This is a genomic window from Streptomyces sp. NPDC007162 (genome assembly GCF_040634175.1).
GTDB lineage: Bacteria > Actinomycetota > Actinomycetes > Streptomycetales > Streptomycetaceae > Streptomyces.
In genome coordinates, this window is the sequence record NZ_JBEYFC010000044.1 from 18,794 (window position 1) to 30,737 (window position 11,944).

The 11,944-nt window shown below is 70.4% G+C and carries 10 protein-coding genes; 4 read left to right on the top strand and 6 right to left on the bottom strand.

The window, feature by feature from the left end:
- Positions 1-68: 68 nt before the first annotated feature.
- The gene (gene pstS / locus ABZ646_RS08010) at positions 69-1,202 is read right to left on the bottom strand and encodes a phosphate ABC transporter substrate-binding protein PstS (RefSeq protein ID WP_360514273.1); all 1,134 of its coding nucleotides are present in this window, start codon (positions 1,200-1,202) and stop codon (positions 69-71) included.
- 365 nt (positions 1,203-1,567) lie between these two features.
- Between pstS and ABZ646_RS08015 the strand changes: the two genes are divergently transcribed.
- Positions 1,568-3,130: an FAD-binding oxidoreductase gene (locus tag ABZ646_RS08015; RefSeq protein ID WP_360514276.1), complete on the top strand. Its 1,563-nt coding sequence runs from the start codon at positions 1,568-1,570 to the stop codon at positions 3,128-3,130.
- A 51-nt stretch (positions 3,131-3,181) separates the two neighbouring features.
- Here the strand turns inward: ABZ646_RS08015 and ABZ646_RS08020 are convergent, their stop codons facing one another.
- The 5 genes from ABZ646_RS08020 to ABZ646_RS08040 all read right to left on the bottom strand — a co-directional run bounded on the left by ABZ646_RS08020 (position 3,182) and on the right by ABZ646_RS08040 (position 7,884).
- On the bottom strand, positions 3,182-3,874 hold the full coding sequence (locus ABZ646_RS08020) for a phosphatase PAP2 family protein (RefSeq protein ID WP_360514279.1): 693 nt from the start codon (positions 3,872-3,874) through the stop codon (positions 3,182-3,184).
- Positions 3,875-4,065: 191 nt separating this feature from the next.
- Positions 4,066-5,085, bottom strand: coding sequence for a bifunctional lytic transglycosylase/C40 family peptidase (locus ABZ646_RS08025; protein ID WP_360514282.1), 1,020 nt, complete (start codon positions 5,083-5,085; stop codon positions 4,066-4,068).
- A gap of 73 nt (positions 5,086-5,158) precedes the next feature.
- Positions 5,159-5,929, bottom strand: coding sequence for a trypsin-like peptidase domain-containing protein (locus ABZ646_RS08030; protein ID WP_360514285.1), 771 nt, complete (start codon positions 5,927-5,929; stop codon positions 5,159-5,161).
- Positions 5,930-6,035: 106 nt separating this feature from the next.
- Positions 6,036-6,830, bottom strand: a complete 795-nt coding sequence (locus ABZ646_RS08035; RefSeq protein ID WP_360514288.1) for an SDR family oxidoreductase — start codon at positions 6,828-6,830, stop codon at positions 6,036-6,038.
- A gap of 145 nt (positions 6,831-6,975) precedes the next feature.
- Positions 6,976-7,884, bottom strand: coding sequence for an oxidoreductase (locus ABZ646_RS08040; RefSeq protein WP_360514291.1), 909 nt, complete (start codon positions 7,882-7,884; stop codon positions 6,976-6,978).
- An 89-nt stretch (positions 7,885-7,973) separates the two neighbouring features.
- Between ABZ646_RS08040 and ABZ646_RS08045 the strand changes: the two genes are divergently transcribed.
- The 3 genes from ABZ646_RS08045 (at position 7,974) to ABZ646_RS08055 (ending at position 11,938) form a co-directional block, all read left to right on the top strand.
- Positions 7,974-8,576: a TetR/AcrR family transcriptional regulator gene (locus tag ABZ646_RS08045; RefSeq protein ID WP_360514294.1), complete on the top strand. Its 603-nt coding sequence runs from the start codon at positions 7,974-7,976 to the stop codon at positions 8,574-8,576.
- A 281-nt stretch (positions 8,577-8,857) separates the two neighbouring features.
- The gene (locus ABZ646_RS08050; protein ID WP_360514297.1) at positions 8,858-10,225 is read left to right on the top strand and encodes a S53 family peptidase; all 1,368 of its coding nucleotides are present in this window, start codon (positions 8,858-8,860) and stop codon (positions 10,223-10,225) included.
- Positions 10,226-10,630: 405 nt separating this feature from the next.
- Positions 10,631-11,938 carry a S53 family peptidase gene (locus ABZ646_RS08055; RefSeq protein ID WP_360514300.1) on the top strand — a complete coding sequence of 436 codons (1,308 nt, stop codon included), beginning with the start codon at positions 10,631-10,633 and terminating at the stop codon, positions 11,936-11,938.
- The last annotated feature ends 6 nt before the right edge of the window (positions 11,939-11,944 follow it).

Here is an 11,944-nt window from a genome sequence, read left to right on the forward strand (position 1 = left end):
CTCCGGGCGGCGGTGCACCGGACGGTGCGGCCGGGCCCCTCGCGGGACTCGGCCGCACTCGCGGATCTTTAGCTCAGGCCCTCGACGGTGGTACGGACCTTGGCGATGATCTCGTCGGGGATCGGGGCGTAGTCGATCGTGGAGAGGACCTTCTGGCCGTCCTCGGAGGCGATGTAGCGCAGGAACGCCTTGGTCGCCGGGAGGCTGTCGGCCTTGTTGCCCTTGTCGCAGGCGATCTCGTAGGTGACCAGGCTGATCGGGTACGCGCCCTCGGCCTTGGTCTTGTAGTCGAGCTTCAGCGACAGGTCCTTGCCGGTGCCGACGACCTGGGCGGCCGCGATGTCGGCGGTGGCGGACGCGGTGGACGGGGCGACCGGCTTGCTGGCGCCCGTGTCGATGCTGGCGGCCTTGATGCCGTCCGAGACGTAGGAGAGCTCGAAGTAGCCGATGGCGCCGGAGGTCTGCTTGACCTGCTGGGCGACACCCGCGGACTGCGGAGCGGACTGGCCGCCCTTGGCCTGCCAGGCCTTGCCGCCGGAGTACTTCCAGTCGCTCGGGGCGGAGGCGATCAGGTACTTGGTCAGGTTGTCCGTCGTACCCGACTCGTCCGAGCGGTGGAACGCCTGGATCTTCAGGTTCGGGAGCTTCGCGGTCGGGTTCAGCTTCTTGATCGCCGCGTCGTTCCAGTTGGTGATCTTGCTGTCGAAGATCTTCGCGAGGGTCGGCGCGTCCAGAACCAGGTTGTCGACACCCGGGACGTTGTAGCCGATCGCGATGGCGCCGCCGACCATCGGGAGGTCGATGCCCTGGCCGCCGGAGCAGACCTTCTTGGAGGCGGTGACCTCTTCGGGCTTGAGCGCGGAGTCGGAACCGGCGAAGGCGACCTGACCCTGCGTGAAGGCGGTCACACCGGCGCCGGAGCCGGAGCCCTTGTAGTTGATCTGGACACCACAGGCCTGCGAGAAGTTCTTCACCCAGGCGTCGATCGCGTTCTTCTGCGCGGAGGAGCCGTCGGCGAGCAGCTGACCCTTGGCGTTGTCGCACTTGATGGAGCTGGCGTTGGCGGAGGTCGAGGGGTTGCTGCTCGAACCGCTGCTGCTGCCGTTGTCGTCCGAGCCGCACGCCGTAAGGGTCAGGGCACCGGTGACGGCGACAGCACCGAGAGACAGAACGCGCAGCCGGTTCTTGCGCTGAAGCTTCACTTTCGGGAGTTCCTTCCAGAGGCGCCACCTTCGGCGGCGTGCGAAGTAGTGGTGACGAAGTGAGGGCTCCCCGACTGGGTTTCTACGACCGCTCACCGCATCGCGTACGGCCGAAAGTAGGCAGAACAGGTGAAGCCGCCGATGGGCACAAGTGAACGGAGGGTGAACCCCTGCCGTCGGCCTGGTTAGGTCACGGAACGCTCACGGTGAGGGCACGTGCAGGTCCCAACCGCCGGGTTAAGCGAACAAGTCTTCGGCGTTCGCCATCACAGCCGTTACGACGTCACAGCGTTCGTTACACCGGACGGGAACCCGTGTGCGACGGACGCCGTCTCGATCCAGGACAGCCGACGAAAGGCACGGGCATGGAACGGCGCACCTTCATATCGGGCGGGGCAGCCGCCATCGCGGCGACCGCACTCACGGGGTGCAGCTCGGGCGGGGCCGGCACGGCGCTGACGAGCGGCGCGCCCCTCGCGTCCACATCCTCCCGTACGGCGCTGAAGACCACCAGCGCAGCGGCGGCGGCCAACTGGACCGCTCTCGCACGCGCCCTGGACGGCACCCTGATACGCCCCGGCGAGGCCAACTGGACGATCGCCCACCAGCTCTACAACACCCGCTTCGACACCCTGAAGCCGTCGGCGGTCGCGTACGTCGCCCATGCCGACGACATCCGCACCACCCTCTCCTACGCCCAGGCCCACGGCCTGAAGATCGCGATCCGTAACGGCGGCCACTCCTACGCGGGCTACTCCTCCGGCGACGGCCGGCTGATCCTCGACGTCTCCAAGCTCAACCGCATCCGCGTCGGCGGCGGCACGGCGGTCGTCGGCGCCGGTTCCAAACTGATCGACGTCTACCGGGCGCTCGCCGCCAAGGGCGTGACCATCCCGGCGGGCTCCTGCCCCACGGTCGGCGTCTCCGGCCTGGTGCTCGGCGGCGGCCACGGGGTCGCGTCCCGGGCGTACGGGCTGACCTGCGACAGCCTCACCCGGGCGACGCTGATCACCGCCGACGGCACGCAGGTGGTCGCCGACGCGAGCACCGACAAGGACCTCTTCTGGGCGCTGCGCGGCGCGGGCAACGGCAACTTCGGCGTCGTCACGGAGCTCCAGTTCAAAACCCACCCGACCCCGCAGGGCGTGACGGCATACCTGACCTGGCCGTGGTCGAAGGCCGCGCAGGTCCTCAAGGCCTGGCAGGAGTGGGGTCCCTCGCAGCCGGACGAGATCTGGTCCTCCCTGCACCTGGAGAACTCCGGCAGCAACCCGCGCGTCTCGGTCGCCTGCTTCTCGATGGGCACCTACGGCGAGTTGCAGAACGCGGTCGACGCCCTCGCCCACAAGGCGGGCGCCAACGCCTCCTCGGTGTCCCTGCGCCGCCACGCCTACGAGGAGGTGATGGAGATCTACGCGGGCTGCTCCTCCTTCGCCACCGAGCCCCAGTGCCACCTGCCCGGCTCCACGCCCGGGCGCTCCCCGCAGGGCAGGCTCGGCCGGGAGACGTACACGGCCCGCTCCGACTTCTTCGACCGTTCGCTGTCGGCGGCCGGCATCCAGACGGTGCTCAGGCAGATCAGTGCGGTGCGGGGCGGCGCGGGGAGCATCGCGTTCACGGCGCTCGGCGGGGCGGTGAACCGCGTCTCGCCGACGGCGACGGCGTTCGTGCACCGGCGGTCGCGGATGCTGGCGCAGTACATAGTGTCGTGGGGTTCCGGGTCCTCCGGGAGCACGGGGCAGGCGTGGCTGAACTCGGCGCACGCGGCGATGAGGCCGTACGCCTCCGGCGCGGCGTACCAGAACTACACGGACCCGACGCTGACGGGCTGGAAGAAGGCGTACTACGGGGACGCGGTGACGAAGCTCGGCAAGGTGAAGAAGCAGTACGACCCGCAGAGGTTCTTCTCTTATCCGCAGGGGTTGTAGGGGGGGAGCGACTGGGGCACGTCCTGGGTGCGGGCAGGTGGGTGGAACCCCCTACGCCGCCAGGTCCCGGTCCGTGGGCTCCATCGCCGTACGGGCCCCCGGCACCAGTCCCACCGTCGCTGACCGGCGCCGCACGATCCACCCCACCCTCGGAGACGACTCCACCGCCTTCAGCACCGGTGTCAGCAGAGCCGTCGCCAGCGGGGACAGGAGGAGGACGACCGCCGTGCCCAGGGCGAAGCCGCCGACCACGTCCGTCGGGTAGTGGACACCCATGTACACCCGGCAGAAGCCCTCGGCCAGTGCCAGCGCTATGCCCACCAGCCCGAGCCTGCGGTGGGCGACGAACAGGCCGACCCCCAGCGCCATGGTGATCGTCGCGTGGTCGCTCACGAACGAGTAGTCGGTCTTGCCGGAGATCAGGACGTCGAGTCCCTGGTGGGTGAGGAACGGCCGGGGGCGCTCGACGAAGCCGCGGATGGGAACGTTCACGAGGACGGCGACCGCGGCGGCGAGCGGCGCCCAGACCAGCGCGGCCAGGGTGGCGGGGGCGTCGTCGTCCCCGCGGCGCCGTACGGTCCACCAGCACCACACCACCAGCAGCACCATCGCGACCAGCAGCCCGTACTCCCCGACGAACTCCATGACCCGGTCGAACCAGTGCGGTGCGTCCTTGGCCAGGCCGTTGATGTCGTAGAGCAGGTCGACGTCGGGGTTGGATCCGGATTCGGCGAGTACAGCCATCGTGCTGCGGCCCCTTCGTCGTCGTTCCGGGACGCACCCGGTGTGCGTCGCTCGTGCCACCCCCGTGGTCGGCTACGTCAACAGGAACGCACGGCCTACGCCCCTACGTTCCACCCTCCACCGAATGATCACGCAGACGTTATCGAAGAGAGACACGAAGCCGCAGCTCAGGGGTGGGTTTCACGCTCAGTTCACACCGTGGTGGGGAGCGCTTTCGCGCCATCTTCGGTGACCCGGGTGGCCCCGAAGTAGTCGGCCGAGTCGATGGGGTCGAAACGGATGACGGCCCCGGTGTACGGCGCGTCGATCATGTACCCGCCCCCGACGTAGATACCCACGTGGTGGATGGCCCGGGAGTCGGAGAGGTCGGTGGAGAAGAAGACGAGGTCGCCCGGGAGCAGTTCGCTGCGGGAGGGGTGCGGACCGGCGTTGTACTGGTCGTTGGCGACCCGGGGCAGGGTGATCCCGACGCTCGCGTACGCCGCCTTCGTCAGCCCCGAGCAGTCGAACCGGCCACCGTCCTGAGCTGTGCCGTTGCCGCCCCAGAGGTAGGGGGTGCCGAGCTTGTTCTGGGCGTAGGTGATGGCACCGGCGGCCTGCTTGGTGGGCGAGAGCCGGCTGACCGGCGCGGCGAAGCTGTCCTCGAGGGTCGTGATCGTCTTGACGTAGTTCTGGGTCTCCGCGTACGGCGGCACACCCCTGTACTTGATGACCGCGTACGCCCCCGCGTTGTACGCGGCGAGCATGTTGTCGGAGACGTTGCCGGGGACGTCCTTGACGTACGAGGCGAGCTGGCAGTCGTAGGAGGCGGCCGACGGAATCGCGTCATTCGGGTCCCATACGTCCCGTACCCCGTCGCCGTTGCCGTCGATGCCGTGGGTGGCCCACGTCCCCGGGATGAACTGCGCTATCCCCTGCGCGGCCGCCGCGCTCTGCGCCTTCGGATTGAAGCCGCTCTCCTGGTACAGCTGGGCGGCGAGCAGGGCGGGGTTGAGGGCGGGGCAGAGGTTGCCCCACTTCTGCACGAGGGCCGAGTAGGCGGCCGGCACCGCGCCCTTCGCCAGGTTCTTGGTGGCCCCGTCGACCCCGTTGAGGAGGTTACCGGCGACGACGTACACCCCGACGACGAGCAGCATGACGAAGCTCAGCCCGAGGCCGACCGCCGCGCCACCGATCACCCATACTTTCCGCACCCCCCAACCCTCCCCCATGCCAGGGCTGTTCAACGCCATTTCGGCTGAGAGTGGCGCTATTTCACAGCAAGAAGGCGCGCATGACGCCGTGTCACCGGCCGGTGGCGTCCCGGTACAGCTCGGCGGCCTCGCTCCCGAGCACCACGCTGTACGAGGTGTCGGCCGTGGCGCCGCCCTGCTCGTGGCCGCCCAGCACCCCGACCACCTCGTGGTCGCCGTTCACCCAGGGGCTCCCGCTGGTGCCGCCGGTGAACTCGGGGCAGTCGATGCGCTGTTGGGTGGAGCTGTGGGAGAGGGGCCTGTTGGTGCAGCTGATCGGCACCTCACGGGAGTCGGGGTACCCGATGACGGTCACGGCGGTGGCCCCGGTGGCGACGCCGGTGGCGAACCGGTTGGCCTTGGTGACGTCCTCGACGCGCTTGCCGGCCAGCTCGTCCACGGCGGCGAAGGCGACGTCGCTGTCCTCGTCCTGGCCGTGCGACCAGCCGTCCGGCAGGTACCGCCTGCCGACCTTCCACACCCCGTACGGCGCCAGCCCGTCCCGGTAGCCGGGCACGAACACCAGGTTCGTGCCGTCGTCCCCGTCGACGCAGTGCGCGGCGGTGACGATGAGGTCCCGCTGCGGGCTGTGCACGACGGAGGCGGTGCAGAAGTGGTTGCCGGACAGACTGCCGGCCTTGTCCGCGCTGAACAGCGCCCCGACTCTGGCGCTGTCGGCGGTGCTCCCCACCACCGCGGTCACCCCGAACGGACCCGCCGCCTCGTCGGCGGCGGCGACGGAGGCCGAGGTGGCGGCCAGGACCACCACGGCGCAGAGGGCGACGCGGCGCGTGGTGACGTAGATGCGTGAGGTGCGCTTCATCAGACTCCACTGTGTCCCAGGAAGGTGAGAAACCTTCCCCGACTTCACTGAGATTTTCCTGTGAACCGCCCGCGCGGCCGTCCGGCCCGCCTCGAACGGCCCCTGCTCAGAACGTCGTGGTCATCCCGCCGTCCACCGCGATCGTCTGCCCCGTGATGAAGGAAGCACCCCCACTCGCGAGGAAGACGACGATCCCGGCGATCTCCGCCGGGCGGCCCCAGCGCCCCAGGGCGGTCCGGGTCCGCAGCCAGGTCGCCCACTCCGGATCCACGGACTCGGCCGGGTCCGCGTCGGCTTCGGCTTCGGCTTCGGCTTCGGCGTACGGCGCGAACGTGCCCGGGGCCACCGAGTTCACCGTCGTACCGCTCGGGCCGAGGTCGGCCGCCAGGGCCCGGGTCAGGCCGTCCAGGCCCGCCTTCGCCGTGGCGTAGGCGACGTCACCGGTGCGGCCCAACTGGCCGACCACGGAGGAGACGTTGATGATGCGGCCCGGTGTGCCCCGCGCGGCCAGGCCCCGGGCCACCGTCTGGCTGAGCGCGTACGCCGAGGTCAGATGGGTGTCGAGCAGCGCCGACAGCTCGTCGGGGGTCATCTCCGCGACGCCCCTGCGGTCCCGGTGGCCGACGTTGTTGACCAGGATGTCGAGAGCGCCGACGGCGGTCACCGCCTCCTCGGCCGCCTCCCGGTCGGTCACGTCGAACGGCACGCCGACCACGTCCAGGCCGTCGGCGCGCAGCCGGGCCGCCGCCGCTTCCAGCGCCCCCGCGTCCCGCCCGTTGAGCACCACCCGCGCACCGGCGCCCGCCAGGCCCCGCGCCATCTCCAGACCGAGCCCCCGCACGGAGCCGGTCACCAGGGCCGTACGTCCGGTCAGGGAGAAGTCCACGGCGCCGGCGGTCATGCCGCCACCTCCCGGGAAGCCGTCGTGCACGTCGTGTCGGCTCACCGTATCCAGGTCCGGCGGCGGGGTCGCCGGGCGTCCACCACCAGGGCGTCCACTCCCCCCGGACGTTCACAGGGCCCGCACATCCGCAGGGCCCGCCCGCTCACAGGGCCCGCGCCCCGAGCGGCCACTCGACCCCGGTCATCTCCTCCGAGAGCGTCCACAGCCGGCGTGCCGCCGCCGGGTCGCTCGCCGCCCGGCTGCGGCCGACCAGCGTCGGCGCGCCCCGCATCTCCCCGAGGCCGTCGGGACCGACGTAGCTCGCGCCGGGCAGGTCCTGGGTCGCCGCGTACAGCGTGGGCAGGGTGCCCGCGCGGTCGTCCTGGGCGAACAGCCGGTTGCCGAGGCCCATGCCCAGCCGGGCGAGCGGGTTGGCGTGGTGGCTCTGCAGGTTGGTCGCCGCGTAGCCGGGGTGCGCCGCGAGCGCGCGGACCCGGGAACCGGCCTCCGTGAGACGGCGCTGGAGCTCCAGGACGAACAACAGGTTGGCCAGCTTGGACTGGGCGTAGGCGCGGGTGGGGGTGTAGGTGCCGCGCAGGTTGACGTCGTCGAAGTGGATCACGCCGTCGCCGCCGCGGTGCAGACCGGAGGAGACGGTCACCACCCGGTCGGTGACGTGCGGCAGCAGCAGGTTCGTCAGCGCGAAGTGGCCCAGATGGTTGGTGCCGAACTGCATCTCGAAGCCGTCGGCGGTGCGCCGCTCCGGCAGCATCATCACGCCCGCGTTGTTGATGAGCAGGTCCAGCGGGCGGTCCCAGCCGTCCGCGAACTCCCGCACCGAGGACAGGTCGGCCAGGTCCAGCCGGCACACCTCGGTGCTGCCGGGCACCTTCGCCGCGGCGGCCCGGCCGCGCTCGGTGTCCCGTACCGCGAGCACCACATGGGCGCCCGCCCGCGCCAGCGCGTCCGTGGCCGCCAGGCCCAGGCCGCTGTTGGCCCCGGTGATGACGGCGGTGCGCCCGGAGAGGTCGGGGAGATCGTTCACGTTCCATTTGTGCTTCTTCTCAGCCATGGCGTCAATGTAGGCGTCGACAACAATGCTGTCAATGACAACAAAGGTGGCGGCGCCAACAAAGCTGTCAGCGGCTACATCGGGTTACGATGGCCCCCATGCCGCAAAGCCGCCCCTACCACCACGGAGACCTGCGCGCCGCCCTGCTCACCAGCGCTGAGCGCACCCTGCGCGAGAAGGGCACCGCCGCCCTGTCCCTGCGCGAGCTGGCCCGTGACATCGGGGTGAGCCACGCCGCCCCCGGCCGGCACTTCAAGGACAAGCAGGCCCTGCTGGACGCGCTCGCGCTCAGCGGATACGACCGCCTGAACCGGGCCCTGACCACGGCGGACCTGCCCGAGGCCCCCCTGGAGCCGCGCCTGGCCTCGCTCGCCCGGGCCTATCTCGGCTTCGCCGTCGAGAACCCCGAGCTGCTGGCGCTGATGTTCGCCCGCAAGCACGACCCGGACATCGACGCACGACTGGCCGAAGCCGTCGACGTGTCCATGGGGTCCTTCGTCCGGCTGACCGCCGAGGCGCAGCGGCACGGCGAGATCATCGAGGGCGACCCGGAGCAGCTCACCCTCGCCGCCGCGGCGGGCATCCACGGCCTCGCCAGCCTCATAGCCGCAGGCGCGCTGCCCGCGGACGAGGCCCTGGCCGGCCTGGAGAGCCACGTGCATCTCCTGCTGCACGGCCTCAAGCCCCGCTGACAGCGGATCATTACGCCCCCCAATGCGCCGTCAACGCGCATTGCCCAGCGGCCCCTTCGGCCCTCCGGGTCAATCGAACCCCAACTTCCGGCCATCCGGCGGCCATTGATCAGTAAGCCCTTGCCGCCCTTGGGTAACGCGGAAGTCAGGATTCCGAAACCCATCTTGTTGTCGCGTACCCAACAACGCGATGGTCGTCGCGGGCCGCCGCCCCCACCGGCAACCACGCCGGTGGCCCCCCCACCCGCAGGCCTCTGTCCCCTCTTCCAGGAGGCTGTACGTTGCGTACGTCCACCCCCAGCGCCCCCCACACCAGCGGTAGACGGCGTCGGCTCGGCACCGCTTTCGCGGCCACCGCGGCACTCGCCGCCGCCGGCCTCGGCACCGCGGCCCATGCCACCGCGGCCACCGCGACCGTCACCCCCAAGGTCAGCACCAAGGCCATTGCCGCCCAGGTGGCGAAGGCCCACGTCCAGTACGAGAAGGCCGCCTGCGGCGCCACCCCGAAGAAGGGTTTCGCCGCCTGCGACGCCCTCCGTGTCACCGGCGGCACCACCGCCTTCATGGAGAAGCAGGCCGCGGTCAAGGGCATCGCGCCCAGGACCATCAAGCCGAACGCCGCGTCCGACTCCCCCACCGGATACGGCCCCTCGGACATCCAGTCGGCGTACGGCCTGACCGACGCCGCCTCCTCCAACGGCTCGGGCCAGACCGTCGCGATCGTCGACGCCTACGACGACCCGAACGCCGAGGCGGACCTCGCCACCTACCGCTCGTACTACGGCCTGTCGGACTGCACCAGCGACAACGGCTGCTTCACCAAGGTCTCCCAGACCGGCTCCACCACCTCGCTGCCCTCCGCCGACAGCGGCTGGGCCGGTGAGGAGTCCCTCGACCTCGACGTGGTCAGCGCGACCTGCCCGAACTGCAACATCCTGCTGGTCGAGGCCAAGTCCGCGAGCGACGCCAACCTGGGCGCCGCGGTGAACGAGGCCGTCAAGCTGGGCGCCAAGTTCGTCTCCAACAGCTACGGCGGCTCCGAGTCGTCGTCGGACACGACGTACGACACCTCGTACTACAAGCACGCGGGTGTGGCCATCACCGCGAGCGCCGGCGACGAGGGCTACGGCGCCGAGTACCCGGCCGCCTCCCGGTACGTGACCGCCGTCGGCGGCACCAAGCTGTCCACCTCCTCCAACAGCCGCGGCTGGACCGAGTCCGTGTGGAAGACGTCGAGCACGGAGGGCACCGGCTCCGGCTGCTCCGCGTACGACGCCAAGCCCAGCTGGCAGACCGACGCGAGCTGCTCGAAGCGCATGATCGCCGACGTCTCCGCGGTCGCCGACCCGGCCACCGGCGTCTCGGTCTACGACTCCTACGGCGCCGACGGCACCGGCTGGAACACCTACGGCGGCACCAGCGCCTCCTCGCCGCTCATCGCCTCGGTGTACGCCCTGGCCGGTACCCCGGGCAGCAGCGACTACCCGGCCCAGTACCCGTACAACGCGGCCGGCACCTCGGCGCTGAACGACGTCACCAGCGGCAACAACGGCACCTGCACCACCTCGTACTTCTGCACCGCCACCACGGGCTACGACGGCCCGACCGGCTGGGGCACCCCCGAAGGGACCGGCGCCTTCACCGGCTGAGCCCTTCACCGTTCGACCTCCCCGTCGGGTCACGGGGAGCCGCCACCGTGAGGGGGACGTGGGGTCCCCTCGGCGGCAGGGTAAGAGAGACGGGCCACGGCATCCGGCCGCGGCCCGTCTTTCGTCCCCGGCCGTCTCTCGTCGCCGGCCGTTTTTCACGCCTTGGCAACTCCCTTGTATTTCCTGTGCGTTGAGTCAAGCGCCTGTCACCCGCAAGACAACGGACGGCCATCGGCAGGTCACGCGAAGCCCGCGTTCGGCAATGTGGAAGTCAGGATTCCTGACACCCCTTGTTGTCGCGTACTCAACAAAGGATTCTCTTCGCGGACCGCCGTACCAGATCGCACCCGCACTGCCCCTGTTCGCCTGTTCCACCCCATTCAGGAACATCAGGAGGCTGCACGCATGCGTTCCACTCCCCCCAGCAGATCGTCCCTGCGTCGTAGCTGGCGCCGTATCGGCACCGCCGCAGCGGCCACCGTCGCGCTCGCCTTCGCCGGCTTCGGCACCGCCGTCCAGGCCGACGCGGCCCCGTCCGCCTCGTCGAAGGTGACCTACACCGCGACCCCGTGTGCCACCCCCAAGCACAAGGGCGAGCTGGCCTGCAACTCCTTCCGGGTCACCGGCGGCCTCACCGCCTTCCAGAAGCAGCAGGCCGCGAGGACCGGCATCACCCCCAAGGCCGCCGACGCCTCCACCCCGTCCGGCTACAGCCCGACCAACCTCCGGTCGGCCTACGGCCTGACCTCCGCGGCCGCCTCCAACGGCTCGGGCGAGACCATCGCGATCGTCGACGCCTACAACGACCCGAACGCCGAGGCGGACCTCGCCACCTACCGCTCGTACTACGGCCTGTCCGCCTGCACCACGGCCAACGGCTGCTTCAAGAAGGTCAGCCAGACCGGCTCCACCACCTCGCTGCCCTCCTCCGACGCCGGCTGGTCCGAGGAGATCTCCCTCGACCTCGACATGGCCTCCGCGATCTGCCCCAACTGCAAGATCCTGCTCGTCGAGGCCACCAGCGCCACCATGGCCAACCTGGGCACCGCGGTGAACGAGGCGGTCACCCTCGGCGCGAAGTTCGTCTCCAACAGCTACGGCGGCAGCGAGTCCTCCTCCGACACCTCGTACGACACCTCGTACTTCAACCACACCGGTGTCGCCATCACCGTCTCCGCCGGTGACAGCGCCTACGGCGCCGAGTACCCGGCCGCGTCCAAGTACGTGACCTCGGTGGGCGGCACCAAGCTGTCGACGTCCTCCACCACCCGCGGCTGGACCGAGACCGTCTGGAAGACCAGCTCCACCGAGGGCACCGGCTCCGGCTGCTCCGCCTACGACGCCAAGCCCACCTGGCAGACCGACACCGGCTGCACCAAGCGCATGATCTCCGACGTCTCCGCGGTGGCCGACCCGGCGACCGGCGTCTCGGTCTACGACTCCTACGGCGTCACCGCCGGCTGGTACACCTTCGGCGGCACCAGCGTCTCCGCGCCGATCATCGCGAGCGTCTACGCCCTCGCCGGCACCCCGTCCAGCGGCTCCTACCCGGCGAAGTTCCCCTACAACTACGCAGGCACCGCCAACCTCAACGACGTGACCAGCGGCAACAACGGCACCTGCACCACGTCGTACTTCTGCACCGCCACCACGGGCTACGACGGCCCGACCGGCTGGGGCACCCCCGAGGGGGTCACCGCCTTCACCGGCTGACCCGAC